Source organism: Pseudofrankia asymbiotica (genome assembly GCF_001983105.1).
GTDB classification, from domain to species: domain Bacteria; phylum Actinomycetota; class Actinomycetes; order Frankiales; family Frankiaceae; genus Pseudofrankia; species Pseudofrankia asymbiotica.
Genome location: NZ_MOMC01000043.1, coordinates 85,524 through 108,231 on the forward strand (window position 1 = coordinate 85,524; position 22,708 = coordinate 108,231).

Consider the following 22,708-nt stretch of genomic DNA (forward strand, 5'->3'; position numbering starts at 1 on the left):
GACCGGGAGCAACCTATGTGGAACTTCGCCACCGAACCCGAGTACCAGGAGAAGCTCACCTGGGCGGACGAGTTCGTGCGCGCCGAGATCCTCCCCCTGGAGGCGTTGAGCCTCGATCGGCAGACCCTGCACGCCCGCACCGCCCCGCTGCGCCAGCAGGTCAAGGACGCCGGGCTGTGGGCCTGCCACCTCGGCCCGGAGCTGGGYGGCCAGGGATACGGCCAGGTGAAGCTGGCGCTGCTTCACGAGGTGATCGGGATCAGCCGGCTGGCGCCGCCCGTCTTCGGCAACCAGGCACCCGACTCCGGCAACGCCGAGATCATCGCCCTGTTCGGCACCGAGGCGCAGCGGGAGAAGTACCTGCGGCCGCTGCTCGACGGCGAGATCTTCTCGTCGTTCGCGCTGACCGAGCCCGGCGCCGGTTCCGACCCGACCCTGATCACTACGAGCGCCGTGCTCGACGGCGGCGAGTGGGTGATCGACGGGCACAAGTGGTTCGCCTCGAACGCGGCGTTCGCCGACTTCGTGCTGGTCGTCGCCAAGACCGATCCGGAGGCCCGGCGCCACCAGCAGTTCACGATGCTGCTCGTACCGGCAGGCACGCCGGGCATGACCGTGCTGCGCGAGGCATCCCTGATGGGCCTCGACGGCGTGCACGCCGAAATCGCCTTCGAGGGCGCGCGCGTCCCGGCCGACTCGGTACTGGGCGAGCGGGGTGGCGCGTTCGCCATCTCCCAACGCCGGCTGGGCCCCGGGCGCATCCACCACGTGATGCGCTGGCTGGGGCAGTGCCGGCGCGCCTTCGACATGCTCTGCGAGCGGGCGGTGAGCCGGCGGATGCGCGACGGCACGCTCGCCGACAAGCAGACCGTCCAGAACTGGATCGCCGACTCCTACGCCGAGATGCAGGGCCTGCGCCTGATGACGCTGCACGCCGCGTGGGTCATCGACACCCAGGGCGTCCCCGCCGCGCGGACCGACATCGCGGCGATCAAGTACCACGGCGCGAAGGTGCTGCACGACGTCATCGACCGCGCCATCCAGGTCCACGGGGCGCTCGGGGTGTCGTCCGACCTGCCGCTGGAGCACATGTACCGATGGGCCCGGGCCGCCCGCGTCTACGACGGGCCCGACGAGGTACACCGGGTGACGGTCGCGCGCCAGGTCCTGCGCGGCTACTCCCCCACCGTCAGCCTGTGGCCGACGGAGCACATCCCGACCAGGCACGCCGCGGCCCTCTCGCGGCCGGACCCGACGCGGTGAGCCAGACCGCCGCCCAGCCCGGCTCCCCGGCAGACGGCCTGACGGAGGCGCTGCTGCCCCGGCGACCGCTGCTCGCCTGGCTCGGCGGGCATCTGCCGGTCGGGCCGGAGCTCGTCGTCACCCGGATCAGCACCGGCCACTCGAACGAGATGTTCAGGCTCGAGATGCCCGGGCAGGTCTGGCTGCTGCGCCGGCCGCCGCGGACCGCCAACGCCCCAGGCGCGCACAGCATGGCGCGTGAGTTCCGCGTGCTGCGCGCGCTGCGCGGCAGCGGCGTCCCCCACCCCGAGGCGCTGGTCCACTGCGAGGACCCGGAGGTCGTCGGCGCCCCCTTCCTGGTGCTCTCGTTCGTCACCGGTTTCGCGCCGACCCTGCCGCTGCCGGCGCCGTTCACCGGCGACGTGGCAGGCCAGCGGGAGATGGCGGGCGCCCTCGTCGACGCGCTCGCGGCGGTCGCCCGGTTCGACTGGCGGCCAGCCGGGCTGGACGGATTCGGCCGGCCGGACGGATTCCTCGACCGCCAGGTCGACCGCTGGCTCGGCCAGCTCGCCCGGTACCGGACCAGGGACCTGCCATGGCTGGACGAGCTCTCCGGCTGGCTGCGCGCCCGCCAGCCAGCCCGCCCGGTCACCGGCCTGCTGCACGGTGACTACACCTGGTCGAACGTCATGTTCGCCCCGGACCGGCCGGGACGGGTGGCGGCCGTCGTCGACTGGGAGCAGTCGACCGTCGGCGACCCGCTGCTCGACCTCGGCCAGCTCACCGGGCTGTGGTACGAGCAGGGCGAGGACGCGGGCGGCCGCGACCCCCGCGCGCTGTTCTGCCAGCTGCCCGGCAACCTCACCCGGCGTGAGCTGGTCGAGCGCTACGCCCGCGCCAGCGGCCTGCCCGTCGACGACATCGCTTTCTACCAGGCGCTCGCGCTGTTCAAGCTGGCCTGCATCCTGGAGGGCGGCTGGGCGCGGTTCCGCGCGGGTGCGAGTGACGACCCGGGGCACCGGAACTTCGAGCGCCGGGTACCGGCGCTTCTCGCCCGCGCCGCCACCTTCGCCGGGCTGCGCGCGTGACCGCGACGTTCACGGTGGCGCCCACGCCCACGGCCGCGGCCCGGCGGGCGAGCGCTGGGCCGCGGCCGTGGGTCAGGAGGCCGGTCCGTCGCCGAGGGCGGCGGTGAGCCGTTCGGTCGCGTCGAGGAAGTCCTCGACCATGTCGAACACGACCTGCCGCGCGGGCTTGACCTTGTTCATCAGCCCGACGCCCTGCCCCACCCAGTAGGTGACAAGCTGCTGGGCACCCGGGTCGCCGTTCTCGGCGAGAGTGTCCAGGCGGCGCAGCGCGGGCTCGCTGATCATGGACTGCAGCGGCATCGGAAGGGCTCCCGGGTTGCCCGGCGCGTCCCACGCGTCGGTCCACGCCGAGCGCAGCTGCCGGGACGGCTTGCCGGTGCGGCCCTTGGACCGCGCCGTGTCCCGGCTCGACGCGGCGAGCATCCTGCGCACCGTGTACGGCGCGGTCTCGGCCTCCTCCGTCGTGAGCCACACCGACCCGGTCCACACGCCCGCGGCGCCCAGTGCGATCGCCGCCGCCATCTGGCGGCCGGTCACGATGCCGCCGGCGGCGAGCACGGGCACCTCCCGGACCGGCCTGATCGCCTCGATCACCTCGGGGACGAGCACCAGCGTGGTGACCTCCCCGCAGTGGCCGCCGGCCTCGGTGCCCTGGGCGACGAGGACGTCCACGCCCGCGCGCACCTGCCTGACCGCGTGCTCCTTGGCCCCCACCAGCGCCGCGACGGGAATCCCGGCGGCCTTCGCCCGGTCGATCATGTACTGCGGGGGGACGCCGAGGGCGTTCGCTATGAGCCTGATCGGATGCTTGAGCGCGACGTCGAGCAGCCGCTCCCCGAGATCGTCACCGACGCCCGCCGGGGCACTCCGCGTCAGCTCGGCCTCGGACAGGTGAACCCCGTTGGACTCCAGCAGCTCCCGGACGAAGTCCCGGTGCCGCTGGGGAACTCGGGCCGCCAGGTCGGCGAGGCCGAGATGCTCACCCTTCCCGGCGAACTTCTCAGGCACCACGATGTCCGCGCCGTACGGCCGGCCGTCGACGTGGTCGTCGATCCAGGYGAGCTCGTGCTCGAGCTGCTCCGGYGTGTGCGACGAGGCGCCGAGCACGCCGAAACCGCCGGCGTTGGTCACCGCGGCGACGACGTCGCGGCAGTGGCTGAACGCGAGCAGCGGGACGTCGACGCCGAGCAGCTCGCAGATCGGAGTGTTCACGAGGAGACCAGCCTCCTTCGAATCGCGATAGGGATCCAGTATCCAGGATTGGTAAAGGCTGGCAAGCTGGGGACGTGCGCTACTCACGTCTCGGCGGGACCGGGCTCCAGATCTCCACGGTCATCCTCGGCGCGGCGCAGTTCGGCGAGTCCGTGGACGGCACGGTCGCCGGCGACCTGGTGCGCGAGGCCCTCGACCTCGGGATCACGACCTTCGACACCGCCGACGTCTACGCCGGTGGCCGCAGCGAGGGCATGCTCGCCGGGGCGCTGCCCGCCGGTCTGCGCGACCAGCTCGTCGTGTGCACCAAGGTCGGCCTGCGGGTCGGCGACGACGACGCCGCGCACGCGGCCGGGGCCAGCGCGACCGGCCACGATCAGGCCGCCCGCTGGCGGGCGGGCATCGCGCCGACGGATCAGGGCCTGTCTCGCAAGCACATCATGTCCGCCGTCGAGGCGAGCCTGCGCGGGCTGGGAATCGACTACATCGACCTCTACCAGGTGCACCGGTTCGACCCGAGCACACCGCTCGACGAGACGCTCTCGGCGCTCGACGCGCTGGTCCAGTCGGGCAAGGTCCGCTACCTCGGTTGCTCGGGATATGCCGCCTGGCAGCTGTGCCTCGCCCTGGGGGCGAGCAGGGAGCATGGGCTCGAGCGCTTCGCCTCCACCCAGGTCCGCTACAGCGTCGCCGACCGCGCCGGCGAGCAGGAGCTGCTACCCGCCTGCGAGGCCACCTCCGTCGGCGCGCTCGCCTTCCAGGTCCTCGCGGGCGGAGTACTGGCCGCCCCACCCGACGACGCCGCGGAACCGCGGGCCGGCAGCCGGGCGTCCCGAGCCTCGGTGCGGGGCCGCTACTGGAACGACACGGTGCGGGCCAGGAGCGCGAAGCTGCGCGCCGTCGCGGCCGAGCTCGGCCGCGACCCGGTCGAGACCGCGCTCGCCTGGGCGCTGGGGCACCCGGCGATCGACGCGGTCATCATCGGCGCCTCACGCCCAGGCCAACTCGCCGCCGCGGCCGCCGCGGCCGAGCGTCCGCTGACCCCCGGCGAGCGGCGAAGGGTCACGGACGCTGTCGACTGAACGGCGGTTTCCCGATCCCCCGGTCACAGGTTCGAGCCTCGCCCGCCCCACCATGTTTGGCATTGTACGAACCGCTCCCTTCGGGGGCGTTGTTGCTGGTAGGGCGGCTGCGGTGGCCTCGGTCGGCTCGAGTCTGGGGACTCGGAAGACTGGTTGGAACCGTCCGGGGCCGAGGATCTTGACTTCGTGGATGAGGGCTTCGACGAGGGCCTTGCGCTGAAGGTCGGTGCCGACCTCAATGATCGTATCGATGTGGTTTGCGATCTTGCTGAGGGTGGCGCGTGGCGGCATGACGGGTTCGTCGTCGATCTGGGCGGTGAGTTCGGTCTGTCGGCGACGGAGCTGCTTCTGCTTGGTACGCAGGGCGGCGAGTCGGGTGGCGAGGGTCTCTTCGTCGAGGGTGCCGCGCTCGAACGCGGACAGGTAGCGGTCGATGGCCTGGTCGGTCTGGGTGAGGTCGGTCTGGACGGTGGCGAGTTCGCCGGTGCGGTCGGAGTGGGCGTCGTGGTGGCGCTGGCGGGCGAGGTGGACGGCGTCGGCGATGAGCTGCTGATGGTCGCGGTAGAAGGCGGCGAGGGCGGTGAGGATGGCTTGGTCGAGGGCGTCGGCGTCGGCGTCGAGGCGAGGGGCGTCGCAGCGCTCGCGGCTGTAGCGCAGGCGGGTGAAACAGGTGTAGTAGCGGTAGGTCCGGTTGCGTCCCTGTGCGTTGGAGCCGAGCATCGCTTTGGCGCATTGCGGGCAGCGCATGCGGCCGGTGAGGTAGTAGTCGGAGTCGCTGGCGGCGCGGTGGTTGTGTCCGTCGCTGCGGATGGTGAGGATCTTCTCGGCCTCGGCGAACTGGGCCGATTCGATGATCGGTTCGTGGGTGTCGGTGACGGTGATCTCGCGGAAGGTCAGTTCGCCGAGGTAGACGCGGTTGTCCAGGACGCGGATGACCTGATGTCCGGACCAGGGGCCGCCGGTGGTGGTGCGGTGGCCGCGTTCGTTGAGGGTCTTGGCGATGGCGCGGGTCCCGAGCCGTTCCTTGACGTAGAGGTTGAAGATCAGGCGGACGACGGCGGCTTCCTTGTCGTCGATGAGCAGTTTCCAGTGGGCGCGGTCGACCTGGTAGCCGAAGGGCCGGTTGCCGCCCATCCACAGGCCCTTGGCGGCTTTGCGTTCCATGCCGCCAATGACCCGGTCGATGATCGTGTCGCGCTCGAACTGCGCGAACATCGCGAGCATCTGGAGCAGCATGCGACCCATCGGGGTCGCAGTGAGCCTTTCCCGGTAACGGTTCGTCACGTTGCGTGTTAACAATGCCGTGTTGGTGTGTTGGGTGTCAGGCGGTCCTGCGGTACTCGGTGTGGAGGATGACGAGGGCGGCTTTGACGACGAGTCCGATCTTCCAGGGGTCGATCGTGATGTTGTGGAGCAGTCGGAAGGTGACCTTGAGCAGGGCGTTCGCGCGTTCGCCGACGGCGCGGAGCGCGTTGTGGATCCGGTTGTGCGCCTTCTGTTCGTCGGTGAGGGTGGCGCCCTTGGGCTTCTTGTACGCGATCGCGAGCGGCCCGGCCGGGCTACCCACCCCTTCGTAGCCGAGGTCGAACAGGACCTCGTGCAGGTCGGCGGTCCACTCGGCGAGGATCGCCAGCGCGCCGGAGGCTTTCAGGGCGGTCGAGTCGTGCTCGCGGCCGGGCCGCACGTCGGAGATCCACAGCGGCCAGCCGTCGTCGGGGGCCGAGAGGACCTGGATGTTGCCGCCGTGGTGGGCGGCCTTGCCGGACCACCACAGGTCCACGCCTTCGGTCGGGCCGGGCACGCGCAGCCGGTCGGTCTCGATCACCGTACCGTCGATGATCACATGGTCGTAGCCGGCGATCCTGGCCCGCATCAGCGCTTCGCGCAGGTCAGGCGCCCGCCAGGCGAGCACGGCGACGCCCTCGTGCAGGTAGCGGTAGCCCACGGACCGGGACACTCCATGATCCTTGAAGAGCTGTCTGGCCTTGAGGCCGTCACAGAACCAGCGCAGGACCATCACGGCCTGCTCCAGGGTGGACAGTGTTCGGGTGCCGCTACGAGTCCCGCGACGTTGACGCTCCGCGACAAGAAGACTCGCCAGGCGGAAGACGGTGTGATCGCCAAGGGGCAGCTCGGCGGTGTATGTGAAACTCATCGAGGCGCGGGGTTCCTTCGGAGTTGCTCTTTGGTCGGAACAACTTCCTAGCGGGCCCCGCGCCTTCGCCGTCACGGCCCCCAGGGACATTCACACCCCGCAACGGTCACCGAACGTCACAAGTCGTTGCCGGGAATGGCTCACTGACGGCCCACATGGGCGGTGGCCCTGCCGTCCTTGCGGTCCCCGGAATCGTCGACGACCAGCACCCCACCGGGATGCGGCGCGGTGGCCGGATCAGCCCGCAACAGCTCCAACCTCCGCGCGTTGACCTTCTCCGGGTCCCACACCGACTCCGACAGGAAGAACTGCAACCGCTGCACCGCCGGATGCTGCGCACCCACCACCGGCTCCGCCCCGGCCAGACAGGTCAACGTCTTGTTCCGATCCCGTGGCGCCAACAACCCGGTCAGATACTCCCGAAACCCCCGCCGCTGCGCCACCGCCGAGAACAGATCATCGAACCGGGCCGCGTAGTCCCCCAACGGACCCGGCGCCAATGGGCAGGCCACACGCTTGGCCATCACCGGCCCCCTCCCACAGACAACCAGCGACCGACGCCCTACCCAAACCGGGTTCAACAAACCACCGCTAGGCACGTTCGACGCGCACCGGAAGTGACTCCCATGCACGCAGGGTGTTGTTGTGGTGGCGTCTGGCGGGCCCGGCCACGTCGATCCGCTTGACCCGGTTGGCGAGTGCGGTCAGCAGTGCTTCCGCCTCCAGCCGGGCCACGTGCTGCCCGACGCACTGGTGCAGCCCCATCCCGAACCCGACGTGGCCGGAGGGGTCGCGCAGGAGGTCGAAGGTGACCGGATCGGCCCACCGGCGGGGGTCGCGGTTGGCCGCGCCGAGGAACAGGAGGATCTTCTTGCCGTCCGGGATGACGACGCCACCGATCTCGACGTCGGTGGTCGCGGTGCGGAAGAACGTCTGAACCGGCGACTCCCAGCGCACCGCCTCGTCGAAGGCGACCCGCGCGAGCGCGGGCTCTGCTCGCAGCCGCTGCCACTGCTCGGGATGGGTCGCGAAGGCGAAGAGCACGGCGGCGAGACCGTGCACGGTGGTGTCCACCCCGGCCGACAGCAGGCTGCGCACCACGAGCGGGGCCTGCTCGTGGGTGATGTCGCCGCGGTCGGCGGCTGCCCAGATCTGCGCGCCGAACCCCTTGCCGTCGAGGACCTCGCGCGCGCACCGCGCGTTCGCCCAGGCGGACAGCTCGGGCACCCGCGGCGCGCCCTTCTCGACGAGGTCGTTGGGCGGGCCGAACGCGTTGAAAAGGTGATCGCCGTAGGGCAGCAGGTTCTCGCGGCCCTCCTTCGGGATGCCGACCGCGTCCGGGAAGACCCGCAGGGGGAACGCGGCGGCCAGCCGCTGGGCGGCGTCGAACTCGTGGTCGACGAGCACGTCGTCGACGAGCTCTTCGGCGTCCGCGAACCAGGCGTCGCGGAGTCTGCGCACCGCGCGCGAGYCGAGGATCCTCGACAGAACCGCACGCGGCGCATCGTGGCGAGGCGGGTCGGCCTCCAGCAGCAGGCTCGGCGGCCGCCACGGCTTCTCGGAGCGGAAGTTGGAAAGTCCCACCCCGGCCGCGGACTGGAACGCCTGCCAGTCGACCAACGCGGCCCGCACCTGCTCGTACCGGCCCATCGCGTAGACGTCGTAGCGGGTCAGGTACACGACCGGTCCCGCGTCGCGCAGCTCCGCCTGGAACTCGGTGGGGTTCTCGAGGACATCGTGCGAGAACGGGTCCGCATCGGACGTCGGACAGCTACGCGGCAGCGTGACGGTGGTCATGGCATGCCTTTCGTAAGAGACCGATCACAGGTCCAGGACGAGCCGGTCGGACAAGGAGCCAGACACACAGACGAACATGCAGTCGCCCACGGCGCGCTCGTCGTCGTCGAGCAGACAGTCGCGGTGGTCCGGCTCGCCGGCGAGCACCGTGGTCTCGCRGGTGCCGCAGACGCCCTTGCGGCAGGAGGACAGGACGTTGACCCCGACGCCGGCAAGCGCATCCAGCACGGACCGGCCAGGCCGCACCTCGGCCGTGCGGCCCGAGCGGCGCAGCTCCAGCTGAAAGGGTTCCGTTCGCGCGGGAGCATGGTTCTCCTTGGGGACGAACCGTTCCGTGCGCAGCTGTCCCGCCGGGTAGTCGGAACACTGACGCTCCACCGCGGCCAGCAAACCCTCGGGGCCACAGCAGTAGACCCTCGTGACGCTGCCCGTCGGTGGCAGCCACTGCGGCAGCGGGAGCATGCCCCGCTCGTCCTGCGGCACGACGGCGACCTTGTCGCCGTAGACGGCCAGTTCGTCCAGGAACKCCATCGTCGCCCGCGATCGTCCGCCGTAGAGCAGGCGCCAGCGGGCGCCGAGCAGCTCGGCCTGGTGGACCATGGGAAGTAGCGGCGTGATACCGATGCCGCCCGCGACGAACAGGTAGTCCTCGGCGGGCACCAGCCTGAAGTTGTTCCGCGGGCCACCGATCGCCACCGGGTCACCCGCCCGGAGGTGGTCGTGCACGTAGGCCGAGCCGCCGCGGCCCGCCGGCTCGCGCAGCACCCCGATCCGGTAGCTGTAGGCGTCCCAGCGGTCGCCGCACAACGAGTACTGCCGGGTCTGGCCGTTCGGCAGCACCAGGTCGATATGCGCGCCCGGCGCCCAGTCCGGGAGCCTGCGGTCCTCGGGGTGCCGAAGCTCGAGCGTGACGACCGCGTCGGCCGCCGTGTTCTTGGCCGCCACCACCAGCTCGACGTGGGTGGCCGCGGGAGAGGTCATGGTCGTTCTCCTCGCGTTCGCCGCTCGCCGGCCGACCTGGCCGGGGCCCCGCCGGCCGGTCCCACCGCGACGATGCGGTCGACGTAGATGCCCGGCGTGACCACGTTCTCGGGGTCCAGCCCACCGACGGGAACGATGCGGGAGACCTCGACGACGGTGGTGGTGGCGGCCGGCGCCATGATCGGGCCAAAGTTGCGGGCGGTCTTGCGGTACCTGAGATTCCCGCGCTCGTCGGCCACGTCGGCCCTGATGAGGGCGAAGTCGGCTCGCAACGGATACTCCAGCACGTAGTGGCGCCCGTCGATCTCTCGGGTCTCCTTGCCTTCGGCGAGAAGGGTGCCAAACCCGGTGGGCGTGTAGAAGGCGCCGATGCCGGCACCGGCGGCCCGGATCCGCTCGGCGAGGTTGCCCTGCGGTACCAGCTCCAGCTCGATCTCGCCGGCGCGGTACTTCTCGTCGAAATGCCAGGAGTCGGTCTGGCGCGGAAACGAGCAGATGATGCGGCGTACCCGGCCCGCGGCGATGAGGCGGGCCAGGCCGTGCTCGCCGCTGCCGGCGTTGTTGTTCACGACGACCAGCCCGCTCGCGCCGGAGTCGATCAGCGCGTCGATCAGGGCCACCGGCTGGCCGGCGTCGCCGAACCCGCCGATCATCACCGTCGCCCCGTCAGCTATCCCGGCCACCGCGTCGAGCGGCGTCGCCACGATCTCGGCCATCCGCGTCCCTCCTTTTCCTGCTCGGGCTCCTGCTCGAGTGCTCGTCAACCGCCCGCGGGAACCGGCAGGCGGTTGACGAGCGTGTCCCGCCGCCGTCAGTCCCGGCCGCGCGCCGCCGCGGCCAGGTACCGCTCGACCTGCGCGAGGCCGACCGCGGCCCCCACGGTCACGACAGGCCCCACGACGCCCGGAAGACGTGGCTCCAGGTGTCACCACCGACGATCGCGCCACCGTCGATGCCGTCCTGCGCGACGGTCACGTCGCCGATGTTGGACGTGTCGAAGGTGCGGAAGGGCGTGTCCAGGCGGTCCCAGGTCTTGGCGCCGACCAGCACCCGCAGGGTCTGGTCGGTGATCGCCCAGCCGGCGTAGCTCGGGCTGACCAGAACGTCGGCCCGCTGGAACTGACCGCTTCTCACCCGCTGCAGGGCCGCCAGGTCGCCGATCGCGCCGACGAGCTTGACGCTCTTGCCGCGCGGCGAGCTCTGCAGCCCGGTAACGATGTACTGGACGTTGGCGTCGAACTCGGAGACGACGTAGTCGATCTTGGGGTCCTTGAGCAGGGCGGCGCTGACCTGCGTGCCGAGGTTGCCGAGCTGCGCGGCCGTGACGCTGATGACCTGGACCTTGCAGTTCGGGCAGTTCTTGGCGAACGTCGGCTGCATGTACTGGCTGACGTACTTGACCTGCAGCGGCGTGTCGTTCTGCTGCACGATCAGGACGTTCGCCTTGCCGCCGGAGTCCGCGATCGTCCAGTTGGCCGCGGCCTGGAGCATCTCGGGCCCGCCGGTGCCGGCATACGTGACGCCGTCCGCCGCGGGGAGACTCTCGCCCTCGGCCGAGATGATCTGGACGCCCGCGCCCTTGAGGGCGTCAGCGCCCTGACCGATGAGGTCGACCGGGATGTTGTCGAGCACGATCGCGTCATAGTGCTGGCTGATGGCCTGCGTGACGCACCCGGCGATGTTGGCGGGCGTGACGTTGCCGTCGCAGCCGTCCACCTGGACGCCGGCGAGGCCGGCGGCCGACTGCATGGTCTTCAGGACGTTCTGGAAGTAGGGAATCTTGAGGCTGATCGCGGTGTAGAGGACCTTCTTGTCCTTGGCCTTCGCGATCTGGTCGATGGCCGGCAGATCCGCCTTGAAGGTCTGACTGCCGAGACGGCTGTCGACGACCTTCTGGGCGGCCGCCACGCCCGGGTCGTTCGAGGACGCGGACGTGGCCGCGGTCGGGGCGGACGAGGAGCCGCATCCGGTCGCGGCGAGCGTCAGGGCAAGGGGAACCACGGCCGCGAAAAGCGATGTTCGCAGGCGTAAGGAGCTGGAGCGCATGGGTTCGCTTTCTGGTCGGTGCTGGACGCCTTTCAGCGGGTGGCCACCCGGCGCCGCAGCAGGGTTGAGACGGTGACCGCGAGTACGAGGGAGGCTCCGAAGAAGAAGTCGCTGATCCAGCCCGAGAGGCCGAGGAGCTGGAGGCCGACGATGCCGGTGTAGAGGAAGAACACGGCGATCCACGTGCCGACCGGGTTGAAGCGGCCGGGCACGATGATCGCGGTGCCGAGGAAGGTGGCGGCGAGCGCCGGGAGCAGGCTCGCCGTCGAGCTGACCGGGTCGTAGCCGCCGATGTTCGCGGCCAGCAGCAGGCCGCCGAGCCCGGAGAGCAGGCCGGAGAACATGAACGCGCCGAAGCGGATCCGGTTCACGTTGACGCCGGCCAGCCGGGCGACCTCGCTGTTCGCGCCCACGAACGTCATGTGCTTGCCCAGCGGCGTGGCGAACAGGACGTAGGTCACGACGACCACCAGCACCACCCCGTAGTAGAAGAACAGGGGCAGTCCCGCGAGGTGGGTCGTCGCGATGTCCGAGTAGCCGAACGGCAGGCCGTTGACCGTGGTCAGGTTGGAAAGCCACAGCGCGACGCCGACGAGGGCCGTCGCCATGCCGAGAGTGGCGATGATCGGGTCGACGCCGAGAATGACGATGATGACGGCGTTCAGCGCTCCGGCCGCGATTCCCAGCGCCAGGCCGAACGCGGCCGCGGCCACCATCGGCCAGCCGTGGGTGACGTACATGACCGAGGTCGCCGTTCCGCTCAGTCCCATGACCGAGGCGACGGAGAAGTCGAACTCCCCGACGGAGAAGACGCAGACCAGCGCCATGCACAGGAAGATGAGCTCGCCGTGGCTGCCCAGGATGATCTGTAAGGTGCCGCTGGTCAGGAAGACGTGGGGCGAGGCGATCCCGAAGGCCACCACCATCAGGGCCCAGACGACCACCACCGCCCCGCGGCGGGTCAGGTCGGCCGGCCCGGTCCGGGCCCACCAGGAGGGGCGCGGCGCCAGGGCCGGCGCCTCGGTGCGGGGCCCGTCGGCCCGGGCGTGGCCGGTGTCCGGGGTGGTGGTGCTCACGACTGCTTCTCCAACGCCGAGACTCGAGTGCCGAGAACGTCCTCGGCGGTGAAAGGTGCGGCCAGCTGACGCGACGGGCGGCCCTCGGCGAGCACGACCACTCGGTCGCAGACCGCCGCGAGGTCGTCCTCGTCGATGGAGATGACGACCACGGCGGCTCCCGCGGCCGCCGCCCTGCGCAGGTTGCGCAGAATGTCGCGGCGCGCGCCGACGTCGACGGCCTGGGTGGGCTCGTGCAGCACCAGGACCCGCGGCCGGGCTACCATCCATTTCCCGATCAGGAACTTCTGCTGGTTTCCCCCGCTGTAGGCGCCCATGAGCAGGTCGGCGCGGGGCGGGGTGATGCCGAACTCGGTGATGACCGACCGTGCCTCCTCGTCCTGCCAGCCCGACGACAGCCGGTAGCGGCTGTTGCGCGCCCGCATCCGCGGCAGCGAGACGTTGTCGGAGGCGGTCAGGCCGAGGGCGAGACCCGCGGTGGTGCGGCCCTGCGGGATCAGGGCGATGCCGAGGTCGAGCAGGGCCCTGCTGCCCGCGCCGGCGAGGCTGACCGTCGTGCCGCCGCACGCGACGGTGCCGCGGCCGGGACGGGCGCCGGCAAGCAGATACGGCAGCTCCTCGTGGCCGGAGTCGGTCGCTCCGGTGACACCGAGCACCTCGCCGGCCCGCAGCTGGAGGTCCAGCCCACGCAGCCGCCGCCCGGTCAGGCCGGTGGCGGTCAGGACGACGTCCGCGGGTGTTGTCTCGACCTCCTCGCGCAGCGGGTGCACCTGCGGGTCGACGCCGAGCATCAGCCGGGTCAGCTCCCGGACGCTGGTCTGCGCGGTGGCCACCGCCGAGGCGACCACCCGGCCGTCGCGCAGGACGGTGACCGAGTCCGACAGCGCCATGACCTCGTCCAGGTGGTGGCTCACCAGCAGGATCGCGGTGCCATCCGCGGCGAGGTCACGGATCGTGTCGTAGAAGCCGGCCAGCACCTCGGGCGGCAGCGACTGGGTGGACTCGTCGAAGACGATGACGCCGTCGCCCGCGCGCAGGCTCTGCACCGCCCGCGCGATCGCGACGATGGCCCGGTCCGCCGCGCTGAGCGCACCGACGGGCCCGTCGACGTCGATCGAGCTGCCCAGCCGGTCGAGGGTGCGCCGGGCGGCGGCGCGCTCCTGGCGCATGTCGACCCGCCGGGTGAGGCGCCCGCGGCTGAACCGGCCGACCCGGATGTTGTCCACCACCGAGGCGGCGTCGACGAGGCCCAGGTCCTGGTGGACGAACGCGATCCCGAGCTCGTCGAGCTCGTGGGCCGACAGCGGGAGGTCGTAGCTCCTGCCGCCTCGGTGCAGCGTGGCGCCGGCATCCGGGCGATGGAAGCCCGAGAGAACCTTGACGATGGTGGACTTGCCGGAGCCGTTCTGCCCGATCAGGGCCTGGATCTTTCCCGGGACCAGGTCGACATGCGCGTCGCGGAGCACGGTCGTCCGGCCGAAGGTCTTCGTCAGTCCCGCGATGCGTACGACCTCGGATCCCGAGGCAGGCCCCGGCGAGCGGCTGTCCGGGGATGGTCGCGGCTCGCTGGTGATGTGGGTCACGACCGGAAGGTAGGCCCATCACTCCGCTCCCCGCCAACACACGTCAGGGATGCCAGCTATCCACTCAGGCGATGCGCCGGGCGGTCACGAGCCCAGGCGGGGCAGCCCCCGGCGCGGCGGCCGGGCCGCGCCGCCGCGCCGCCGCGATGCGCGATGCGCGATGCGCGATGCGCGATGCGCGATGCGCGATGCGACCATTGAGACGACGGATGCCAGCTCCCGGAGAACAGCGATTTCCGGCACGGCCGCGCGCTGCGCAGACTGGGTGTCGCGTGGCGGCGATGACCGGACCCGGCACGCTCATCGTCAGGAGCCTTCATGACGCATCCTGTGACTCTGCCAGTGCCGTCCGCGKACGCCCTTCCCGTCCTGAGCGGGCTGCTGCGGGATGCTGTCCTTCTCGCTGAGCGGCGGACAGCGACGCCGGCGGACATCGACACCGCCATGCGGCTGGGCGCCGGTCACCCGGCTGGTCCCTTCGAGCTCCTCGCCGCCCTGCCGCGGCAGGATCTGGCCGCGCTGGGGATCACCCTGCCGGTGACCACGGACATCCAGGCCCCACCTGCGGCGGGGAACGTTTCCTGGACGGGACCGGTCGGCGTCGTGGGCACCGGCCACATGGCCGGTGGCATCGCGGAGGCGATCTCCCGCGGCGGGCGACCGGTGCGGGTGCTGGCTCGCACGGCCGTCTCCAGCGAAGGGCTGCGCCAGCGCGTCACAGCCAGTCTGGATCGGGCCATCGCCCGGGGACGCATGGACGAGGACACGAAGACGGAGGTCCTCGGTCGCATCCAGGTGACCGAGGATCCGTCTCGTCTGGCGCGAACGGATGTGGTGATCGAAGCCGTCGCCGAGGACCTCGCGGTCAAGGCCGAGGTCGTCGCACGCCTGGACCGGGAGCTGACGCCCTCGACACCGCTGGCCACCAACACCTCGTCGTTCCGGGTCGGTGATCTGCTGCCGTCCGTCTCCTCCGGCCGGCCCGTGCTGGCTCTGCACTTCTTCAACCCCGCCCCGGTCATGAAGCTCATCGAGGTCGTGGTGCCGGACAGCACGCCGGGCGCCGGTGACCTTCGCGGCGCCGCGGCCGCGTGGGCACGCGACCTGCGCAAGACCCCGGTCACCTGTGCCGACACACGCGGCTTCGTCGTCAACCGGCTGTTGATCCCGTTCCTCAACGACGCGGTCCGGCTGCACGAGACAGGTGTCCGGGCGACCGAGGTGGACGAGCTGCTGCGCACCGGCGCCGGCCACCCGATGGGCCCGCTGGCGCTCATCGACCTGATCGGCGTCGACGTCACCGTCGCCGCTCTGGAGTCGATGGCCGCGGTGGCGGACGACCCGCGGATCTCCCCGGCCGACACCCTGCGCGCGTTGATGGCGGCGGGCCGGCTCGGCCGCAAGACCGGCGCCGGCTTCCACGACTATCCCGGAAAGGGCAGCGCATGACCGACCTGGCCGACCCCTGGACGGCGGCCGACCCGACCGCCGCGTGGACAGCGCTGATCAGCCGCTACTACGACGGCTGCAGTGCCGGCGACGTCGAGCTGATGCGCCAGACCCTGCATCCAGACGTCGTGCACTGGTTCCTGGCGCCGAACAACGGGTCGAAGGCCGTCCAGGGTGGCGAGCACCTGGCCCGGTACTGGCGCAAGGTCACGGGCAGGCTCCAGGCCCGCTGGGTGGTGGATGCCATCTGCGCCACACCGGAGCAGGCGGTCATCGAGTGGACCCTGTGGTGGCTTCCCGAGGGCGCGACCGAGCGCGTCGCCACCCGCGGCGCGGAGTGGTTCACGTGCGCGGACGGGCTGATCCGGGAGATCCGCTCGTACTACCAGATGCGTCCGCAGACGTCCGAGCTCGACGGCTTCCCCTACGCCGATCGCGGCTACTCGGTGCAGGGCGACGAGCGCAGCACGATCCACCCACGCGCGGAGGACCACGGCCCCGAAGGAGCAGCATGACCGACGTCCAGATCACCCGGGACGGCGCGGTCGCCACCGTCACGCTGAACCGTCCGGACAAGCTCAATGCGCTGGACCGCGACACCCGGTGGCAGCTGATCGGCGCGCTGCGCGCCGTGGCAGGGGACGACGGCGTGCGAGCCGTCGTGCTGACCGGTGCGGGGCGGGCCTTCTGCGTGGGCCAGGACCTCGCCGCCGTCGAGGAGCTGGAGCACGCCGACGAGACGGTCGCCGGGTCGTACAACCCGATCGCGCGCACGCTCGCCGACCTGCCGAAGCCCGTCGTGGCCGCGGTCAACGGCCCGGCCGTCGGAGCTGGCCTCGGCCTAGTCCTCGCGTGCGACCTGCGGCTGGCGGCCGAGACGGCGTCGTTCTCCTGCGCCTTCGCCAAGGTGGGCCTCGTCCCCGACACCGGGGTGTCCTGGCACCTCGTCCGAGAGCTGGGCTACGCGCGCGCCTTCGCGCTGGCAGCCCTGGGGCGGACCTTCTCCGCCGCGGAGGCGAAGGACTACGGCCTGGTGAACCGGGTGCTGCCCGTGGACCAGGTGCTGGGCAACGCTCAGGAGCTCGCGGGCGTGCTCGCCGCCGGTCCGGCGCTGGCCCTGGCCCGCACCAAGCGGCAGTTGCGCGCCGTCGGGGAGCTTCCCTTCGACGCGGTGCTGGCGATGGAGGCCCGCCATCAGGGCGAGGCCGCCGCGCACCCGGACCACCCTGAGGGGCGCGCCGCGTTCGCCGAGAAGCGCGCGCCGCGCTGGACGTGACCGCGCCCGGCGCCGTGCTGGTTCACGGCCTCTGGCACGGGGCGTGGTGCTGGGACGCCGTCCGCTCCGCCCTCGACGAGCTCGAGGTGGACAGCGTCGCCGTCGAGCTGCCGCTCACCGACCTGGCCGCCGACGCGCGGGCGACGCGCGACGCGCTGCGCGCCTTCGGCCGTCCGGCCGTGCTCGTCGGGCACTCCTACGGCGGCGCGGTCATCACCGCCGCCGGGCTGCACGCGTCCGTCCGGGAGCTGCTCTACCTGGCGGCGTTCGCGCTGGACGCGGGAGAGTCCGTCAGYCGCACCGGGCCGGGGCGGGGGCTGCCGGACACCCGCCTGGGGGAGGCGATGCGCCTGGACGAGCAGACCGGCGAGGTCACCCTCGACCCGGTCGCGGGACGCGGCCTGCTCTACGGCGACGTGCCGGACGACGTCGCCGCGGCCGCGGTCGCGCGGCTGCGGCCCGTCTCGCGGATGGTCTTCCGCGGCGTCCCGGACGAGATCGCCTGGCGGAAGATCCCCTCGACCTACGTCGTCTGCACCAGGGACGAGGTGATCAACCCCGAGCTGCAGCGGGCGCTGGCCCGGCGGGCGACCCGCGGCCTGGAGTGGCCGTGCGGCCACAGCCCGGCCGCGAGCCGGCCCGAGGCCGTGGCGCGCCTCATCGCCGAGCGGGTCCGGCTGTACGGGTAGTCGGGCCGTCGGCCAGGTGGCCAGGTGGCCGACGGCCGCCGGCTAGGAGCCCGGCGCGGCCGGCGAGAGGCCGGGCGTCGCGCGGGCCAGGCGCCGGACGCCGGCCAGCCATCGGTCGGGGTCGGCGGCCTTGCGCTCCCAGTAGGTGCCGACCTCGGGATGCGGAAGGATGAGGAACCGTTCCTGCGCCAGGCCGTCGACCACGGACTGTGCCACGTCGTCGGCCGAGATGACCTCACCGGACGCGGCGACGACGGCCGCCGCCGGCTGGCCCTCCTGCAGCGGGTCGAGCAGCAGCGGGGTCGCGACCCCGAGCGGGCACACCGCCGAGACCTTGATCCCGCGGTCGCCGTAGGTGACCGCCAGCCACTCGGCCAGCGCGACCGCGCCGTGCTTCGTCACCGTGTAGGGCGCGTCGCCGGGCGTGGTGAGCAGGCCAGCGGCCGACGCGACGTTGAGCAGGTAGCCGCTGCCGCGTTCCAGCATGGACGGCAGCACGGCCCGGGCCGCGTACACGTGGGCCAGCACGTTGACCGCGAAGATCCGCTGCCAGTCCGCCGTGTCGACCTCCACCCCGCCGCCGGCGAAGATCCCGGCGTTGGAGCAGAACAGGTCGATGCGGCCGTAGCGGTCCAGCGTCCGGTCGACGAGGCGCGCGACGGCGTCCTCGTCGGCCACGTCGGTGGTGTCGGCCACGCCGCCGATCTCGGCGGCCACGGCCTCGGCCGACGCCCCGTCCCGGTCGCTCACCACGACCGCGGCGGCTCCCTGGGCGGCGAACCGCCTGGCCAGCGCGGCGCCGATCCCGCTTCCCGCGCCGGTGATGACGGTGACAGCGTCCTTCAGTTCCATCGCTTACCCCTCCACCCGGACACGCCGCCGCCCCGCCGGGATCTCGACGGCCGTGGGACCGGCCACCAGGCGGTTCTCGATGAACCCGAGCTGCTCGACCTCGATGCGCACGACATCACCCTCCCGCAGCCAGCCCGGCGCCGTGTCAGGTCTGGTGCGCCTGATCTCCGCCAGACAGCCGGTGCCGCAGGTGCCGGAGCCGAGCACGTCGCCGGGCCGGACCACCGTGCCCCGGGATGCGTAGGCCACCAGGTCGGCGAACGTCCACGACATGTTCGACGTGACGTCGCCGCCGGCGCGCACCCCGTTGACGTCCACCTGCGTGGCCAGCGCCAACTGCCCGTCGACGACGTGCTCCGCCAGCTCGTCCGCGGTCACCAGCCACGGCCCGAGGGTGATCGCGGAGTCCTTCGACTTCGACGGCCCCATCGGGAACTTGAACTCGCGGACCTGCAGGTCACGCGCCGACCAGTCGTTGAAGATCGTGTAGCCGAGGATGTGGTCGGCGGCCTGGCGCGGCGTCAGGTCGGAGCCGGCCCTGCCCACGACGGCGGCGACCTCCAGCTCGTAGTCGAACTGCTCGACCCGCGGCGGGATCCGGACGTCGTCGTAGGGGGCGGTGATCGCCGCCGGGTTGGAGAAGTAGAACAGCGGCTCGTCGTACCACTCGTCTGGTACCGCGCCGGCCAGCTCGGCCAGGTGCCGCTCGTAGGTGAGGAAGTCGCGCACGCTGGGCGGCGTGAGCAGCGGCCCGAACGAGGCTTGCTCGACCGGGACGGCGTCACAGGCCCTGGCGCGGCGGGCGACATCACCCAGTGCCTCGGCGCCGCCCTCGATGACCCGCGCCAGGTCGAGTCCCGGCTCCAACAGCCGGATGACCTCGCCGTCGAGGACGCCGACGCGCGGGCCGGCGGGCGTGCGCAGCGTCGTCAGCCGCATGTCACTTCACCGCCACGGGGTTGACCGGGGATCCGACCGCGCCGGTGAACGGCAGTGGCTGGGCTGCGAGGAAGAACTCGTAGACGCCGTCGCGCGCGCAGTCCGCGGCCAGCTCGTCGAGATCCCACATCTCGCCGAGCAGCAGCCCGACGTGCGGGAGCGCGACCTGGTGCAGGGGCTGCATCGCCTCGGGCCACTCGTTGGGCCGGACCTCCACCCCCCAGGTGTCGGTGGCGACCGCGGCGATCTCGGTGCCGTGCAGCCAGCCCAGCGTCTCGAACGACAGGCCGGGCGCGGGTCCGCCGGCGTAGGCGCCCCAGCCGTCCCCGGCGAGGACCCCGCGGCGGGCCCGGCCCAGCTGCCCGGTCCGGACCAGGAGGATGTCGCCACGGCCCACCGCCGAGGTCGGTCCCTGCCGCCGGATCGTCTCCGCCAGGTCGGCGCTGGTGATCGGGCAGCCGTCGGGGAGCTCGCCGTCGTCGCCGAGCGCCCGGCCGACGTCCAGCAGCACCCCGCGGCCGAGCACCGGCGCCGCGACGTGCTCGATGCCGGTGACCAGGTCGCCCTCGCTGGTGACGGTCTCGCGGGCGAGCCGGCCGTTCCAGGCGATGCCGTGGTCGAAGCAGTGGCCGAGGCCGTCCCACTGGGTGGCGCACTGCAGCGGCATGAAGACCGCGTCGTCCGCGACCGACAGCCCGTGCGGCAGCCCCATCTGCTCGGCCGTGTCCATCCCGGTGGAGGTCATGGTGTGCACCGGGTTCACCCGGCGCTTCCAGCCGAACTGCGGGCCGTGCTCGTCGAAGGGAAGGGACAGGCTGAACGAGTCGCCGCGCCGGATCAGGTCCGCGGCCGCGGACCGCTTCGCCGCGTCGAGGAAGTTCACCGTGCCGCGCGCGTCGTCCGCGCCCCACCGGTTCCAGTTGCTGAACCGCTTCGCCGATGCCGCGATGGCCGCCTCGGGATCGTGGCCGAAGTCCGCGGTGATGTCGTAGTTCTTCACTGGTCCGCTCCAGGGGTCGCGAGGCCGAGCAGGCGAGCGGCGTTGCCACCGCGGATCGCCTCGGTGGTGGCGGCGTCAAGGCCGGCGGCTTCGAGCCGGTCCACCGGGTCCTCGACACCCATGTCGAACGGGTAGTCGCTGCCGAGGGTGACCTGCCCGGCGCCCATGACCCCGACCAGGTGCCGCAGTTGCTCGGGCGTGTAGACCAGCGAGTCGACGAACGTCCTGCGCAGCAGCGCCGACGGCCGCTCGGCCGTGGTGTGGGCGTCGGCCCGGGCGGCCCAGGCATGGTCGGCGCGGACGACATAGCTGGCCAGGTACCCGCCGCCATGCGCGGACCATATCCGCAGCCGCGGGTTGCGCTCCAGAACCCCGGAGAACAGGACGCGGGACAGGGCAAGTGCCGTCTCGGTCGGGTTGCCAACGCTGTTGAACAGGTAGTAGGCGTTCAACCGCTCGCCGAGGGTGCAGCCCCACGGATGGATCAGGACGGCGGTGTCGAGCGCCGCCGCGGCCGCCCAGAAGTCCTCCAGCGCCGGGTCGTCGAGCTCCCGGCCCGGCCCGGCGGACGTCGAGATCTGCACCCCGCGGACGCCGTGGTCGGCGGCGGCGGACTCCAGCTGCCGGACGGCCAGGTCGGGGTGCTGGAGCGAGACCGTGCCGATGGGCACCAGCCGCTCAGGGTCCTTCGCGCAGAAGGCGGCGACGGAGGCGTTGCTCGCCGCGACGATCCGGGCGGCGAGATCCCGGTCGGCCCAGGCGTGCGGCAGCGGCACCGCGCTCACCGCCTGGACGTCGACCCGGGCTGCGTCCATGGCGGCCAGCCGAAGGTCGAGGTCCGTCAGCTTCGCCCCGATGTCACCCATCTGCTGAAGGTTGAGCCGCAGCGAGGCGGGGCCGAGGGTGGCCGCGTCCACCTCGCGCTGCCGCGCGAGTCCCGGCTGTCCCCCCAGGAGCGCGTCGACCTCGGGAACCGCGACGTGGGCGTGGACGTCGATGGCGGGTACGGCAGGCACGTGACGATCACTCCTTGCGGGACGTCGACGACGCTCGGTGGGCCCGGAACCGGACCAAACCTTGACACAGTGGCACTTCGCGTTTCAGGGTCGTGACCGCCATCGACGAAGGGGCGGACGGGCCTGTGAAACTCGGCCAGATCGATCTCAACCTGTTAGTTGTTCTTGATGCTCTGTTACGGGAGAAGAACGTCACGCGGGCGGCGGAGAGTCTGCACCTGTCCCAGCCCGCGACGAGTACGGCGCTGGCCCGGCTCCGCCGCGTACTCGGCGACGAGCTGCTGCACAAGAACGGCCGCTACCTCGAGCTCACCCCCCGCGCGGAGTCGCTCGTCGAGCCGGTGCGGGAGGTACTGGCCACGATCGAGCAGACGATCGCCCGGCCGACGACCTTCGACCCGACCAGGGACTCGCGCCACTTCTCGGTCATCGGCAGCGACTACGTCTGCACGACCCTTCTGCGGCCACTGATCGCACGTCTCGTCGGACTGGCCACCGGCCTCCAGGTGGACGCCACTCCGGTCGGTCCGCGCTACCTGGAGGCGCTGCACCGCGACGAGGTCGATCTCGCGATCCTGCCGGACCGGATCGTCGACCCGTCCTCGATCCCGGACTGCTCGCGCATCCCGGTGATCGTGGACCGCTTCGTCGGGGTGGTGTGGCGCGATCATCCCCACGCCGAGGATCGCCTCACCGCCGACCTGCTGAGCCGCTCGCCCTACCTCGGGTACGTCAACCAGGGGAACCGCTCCCTCGTGGAGGAGGACCTGGACGCCGCCGGCTGCACGCGCCGGGTGGCTGCCACCTCCACCAGCATGGTGACCATGGCCTTTCTCCTGGCGAGCACGGACCTCGTGGCGGTCCTGCCGGAGCGGTTGGCCAAGCGGATGGCCATAGCGGCGGAGATCCGGCTGYTGGAGCCCGAGATGCCCCTGCGGCCGCTGTGCCAGTCGGCGTTCTGGCACAGCCGGCGAAACCGGGACCCCGGCCACGTCTGGCTGCGCGAGCAACTGTTCGCGGTCGCCCGTCTGGAGTTCCCGGAGACCGCGGCCACGGTCATGGCGACGGCCGCCGCCGGATAGGACACCCGCCCTCACGGCGTCACCCGGGCTGGCACGTGCACGCGGTCATCTCAGGACCCCTTCGTCCGTGAGCAGGACTTGACGGGAGACGCGGTGAACAGGATCGGTCCGGGCAACGCCGGACGGAAACTCCTTCTCTGGAT

The 22,708-nt window shown here is 71.8% G+C and carries 22 protein-coding genes; 8 read left to right on the forward strand and 14 right to left on the reverse strand.

From position 1 onward, the window contains the following. The first annotated feature begins 15 nt into the window (after positions 1-15). Together BL253_RS21075 and BL253_RS21080 are read left to right on the forward strand one after the other, a co-directional pair. Positions 16-1,263 carry an acyl-CoA dehydrogenase family protein gene (locus BL253_RS21075; protein WP_076818847.1) on the forward strand — a complete coding sequence of 416 codons (1,248 nt, stop codon included), beginning with the start codon at positions 16-18 and terminating at the stop codon, positions 1,261-1,263. Then, positions 1,260-2,330 (forward strand): phosphotransferase family protein, encoded by a 1,071-nt coding sequence (locus BL253_RS21080; protein WP_131831534.1) that lies wholly within the window; start codon positions 1,260-1,262, stop codon positions 2,328-2,330. The genes BL253_RS21075 and BL253_RS21080 overlap by 4 nt, the downstream gene beginning before the upstream one ends. 72 nt (positions 2,331-2,402) lie before the next feature. Here BL253_RS21080 and BL253_RS21085 read toward each other — a convergent pair whose 3' ends face one another. Continuing rightward, positions 2,403-3,542: a nitronate monooxygenase gene (locus BL253_RS21085; RefSeq protein ID WP_076818848.1), complete on the reverse strand. Its 1,140-nt coding sequence runs from the start codon at positions 3,540-3,542 to the stop codon at positions 2,403-2,405. A gap of 74 nt (positions 3,543-3,616) precedes the next feature. Between BL253_RS21085 and BL253_RS21090 the strand changes: the two genes are divergently transcribed. Continuing rightward, the gene (locus BL253_RS21090; RefSeq protein ID WP_076818849.1) at positions 3,617-4,624 is read left to right on the forward strand and encodes an aldo/keto reductase; all 1,008 of its coding nucleotides are present in this window, start codon (positions 3,617-3,619) and stop codon (positions 4,622-4,624) included. Here the strand turns inward: BL253_RS21090 and BL253_RS21095 are convergent. The 9 genes from BL253_RS21095 to BL253_RS21135 all read right to left on the reverse strand — a co-directional run bounded on the left by BL253_RS21095 (position 4,532) and on the right by BL253_RS21135 (position 14,262). Beyond that, on the reverse strand, positions 4,532-5,869 hold the full coding sequence (locus BL253_RS21095) for a recombinase family protein (protein ID WP_076818850.1): 1,338 nt from the start codon (positions 5,867-5,869) through the stop codon (positions 4,532-4,534). The genes BL253_RS21090 and BL253_RS21095 overlap by 93 nt on opposite strands. Positions 5,870-5,945: 76 nt before the next feature. After that, entirely contained in the window at positions 5,946-6,779 is an 834-nt protein-coding gene (locus BL253_RS21100) for a transposase family protein (RefSeq protein WP_076818851.1), read from the reverse strand. Positions 6,780-6,919: 140 nt separating this feature from the next. Next, the gene (locus BL253_RS21105; protein ID WP_241834976.1) at positions 6,920-7,303 is read right to left on the reverse strand and encodes a transposase; all 384 of its coding nucleotides are present in this window, start codon (positions 7,301-7,303) and stop codon (positions 6,920-6,922) included. Positions 7,304-7,370: 67 nt separating this feature from the next. Then, on the reverse strand, positions 7,371-8,576 hold the full coding sequence (locus BL253_RS21110; protein ID WP_076818852.1) for a cytochrome P450: 1,206 nt from the start codon (positions 8,574-8,576) through the stop codon (positions 7,371-7,373). A gap of 24 nt (positions 8,577-8,600) precedes the next feature. Further along, positions 8,601-9,557 carry a PDR/VanB family oxidoreductase gene (locus tag BL253_RS21115; protein WP_076818853.1) on the reverse strand — a complete coding sequence of 319 codons (957 nt, stop codon included), beginning with the start codon at positions 9,555-9,557 and terminating at the stop codon, positions 8,601-8,603. Beyond that, entirely contained in the window at positions 9,554-10,273 is a 720-nt protein-coding gene (locus BL253_RS21120) for a 3-oxoacid CoA-transferase subunit A (RefSeq protein WP_076818854.1), read from the reverse strand. The genes BL253_RS21115 and BL253_RS21120 overlap by 4 nt, the downstream gene beginning before the upstream one ends. Positions 10,274-10,439: 166 nt before the next feature. Next, complete coding sequence (locus tag BL253_RS21125; RefSeq protein ID WP_158230387.1) at positions 10,440-11,558, reverse strand: sugar ABC transporter substrate-binding protein; 1,119 nt, start codon at positions 11,556-11,558, stop codon at positions 10,440-10,442. Between the two features lie 77 nt (positions 11,559-11,635). Beyond that, positions 11,636-12,679 (reverse strand): ABC transporter permease, encoded by a 1,044-nt coding sequence (locus BL253_RS21130; RefSeq protein ID WP_076818856.1) that lies wholly within the window; start codon positions 12,677-12,679, stop codon positions 11,636-11,638. Continuing rightward, complete coding sequence (locus BL253_RS21135) at positions 12,676-14,262, reverse strand: ATP-binding cassette domain-containing protein (RefSeq protein ID WP_081438517.1); 1,587 nt, start codon at positions 14,260-14,262, stop codon at positions 12,676-12,678. The genes BL253_RS21130 and BL253_RS21135 overlap by 4 nt, the downstream gene beginning before the upstream one ends. Before the next feature lie 318 nt (positions 14,263-14,580). On the opposite strand from BL253_RS21135, the gene BL253_RS21140 reads away from it, so the two are divergent. Genes BL253_RS21140 through BL253_RS21155 form a run of 4 tightly spaced genes read left to right on the forward strand, consistent with a single transcriptional unit; the run spans position 14,581 to position 17,676 of the window. After that, positions 14,581-15,711, forward strand: a complete 1,131-nt coding sequence (locus BL253_RS21140) for a 3-hydroxyacyl-CoA dehydrogenase family protein (protein ID WP_081438518.1) — start codon at positions 14,581-14,583, stop codon at positions 15,709-15,711. Continuing rightward, positions 15,708-16,226 carry a nuclear transport factor 2 family protein gene (locus BL253_RS21145; protein ID WP_076818858.1) on the forward strand — a complete coding sequence of 173 codons (519 nt, stop codon included), beginning with the start codon at positions 15,708-15,710 and terminating at the stop codon, positions 16,224-16,226. Before BL253_RS21140 ends, BL253_RS21145 begins: the two co-directional genes overlap by 4 nt. After that, positions 16,223-16,987, forward strand: coding sequence for an enoyl-CoA hydratase/isomerase family protein (locus tag BL253_RS21150; protein WP_076818859.1), 765 nt, complete (start codon positions 16,223-16,225; stop codon positions 16,985-16,987). Before BL253_RS21145 ends, BL253_RS21150 begins: the two co-directional genes overlap by 4 nt. Next, a complete protein-coding gene (locus BL253_RS21155) occupies positions 16,984-17,676 on the forward strand; it encodes an alpha/beta fold hydrolase (RefSeq protein ID WP_076818860.1) in 693 nt (230 codons plus the stop codon). The genes BL253_RS21150 and BL253_RS21155 overlap by 4 nt, the downstream gene beginning before the upstream one ends. 42 nt (positions 17,677-17,718) lie before the next feature. Here BL253_RS21155 and BL253_RS21160 read toward each other — a convergent pair whose 3' ends face one another. Genes BL253_RS21160 through BL253_RS21175 form a run of 4 tightly spaced genes read right to left on the reverse strand, consistent with a single transcriptional unit; the run spans position 17,719 to position 21,483 of the window. Then, a complete protein-coding gene (locus BL253_RS21160) occupies positions 17,719-18,528 on the reverse strand; it encodes an SDR family oxidoreductase (RefSeq protein WP_076818861.1) in 810 nt (269 codons plus the stop codon). A 3-nt stretch (positions 18,529-18,531) separates the two neighbouring features. Beyond that, positions 18,532-19,467 (reverse strand): fumarylacetoacetate hydrolase family protein, encoded by a 936-nt coding sequence (locus BL253_RS21165; protein ID WP_076818862.1) that lies wholly within the window; start codon positions 19,465-19,467, stop codon positions 18,532-18,534. A 1-nt stretch (position 19,468) separates the two neighbouring features. Then, positions 19,469-20,467 carry a cyclase family protein gene (locus BL253_RS21170; protein ID WP_241834977.1) on the reverse strand — a complete coding sequence of 333 codons (999 nt, stop codon included), beginning with the start codon at positions 20,465-20,467 and terminating at the stop codon, positions 19,469-19,471. Beyond that, positions 20,464-21,483: an amidohydrolase family protein gene (locus BL253_RS21175; protein ID WP_076818863.1), complete on the reverse strand. Its 1,020-nt coding sequence runs from the start codon at positions 21,481-21,483 to the stop codon at positions 20,464-20,466. The genes BL253_RS21170 and BL253_RS21175 overlap by 4 nt, the downstream gene beginning before the upstream one ends. A 125-nt stretch (positions 21,484-21,608) precedes the next feature. Here BL253_RS21175 and BL253_RS21180 point away from each other — a divergent pair, with 125 nt between their 5' ends. Further along, a complete protein-coding gene (locus BL253_RS21180) occupies positions 21,609-22,565 on the forward strand; it encodes a LysR family transcriptional regulator (protein WP_076818903.1) in 957 nt (318 codons plus the stop codon). Positions 22,566-22,708: the final 143 nt, after the last annotated feature.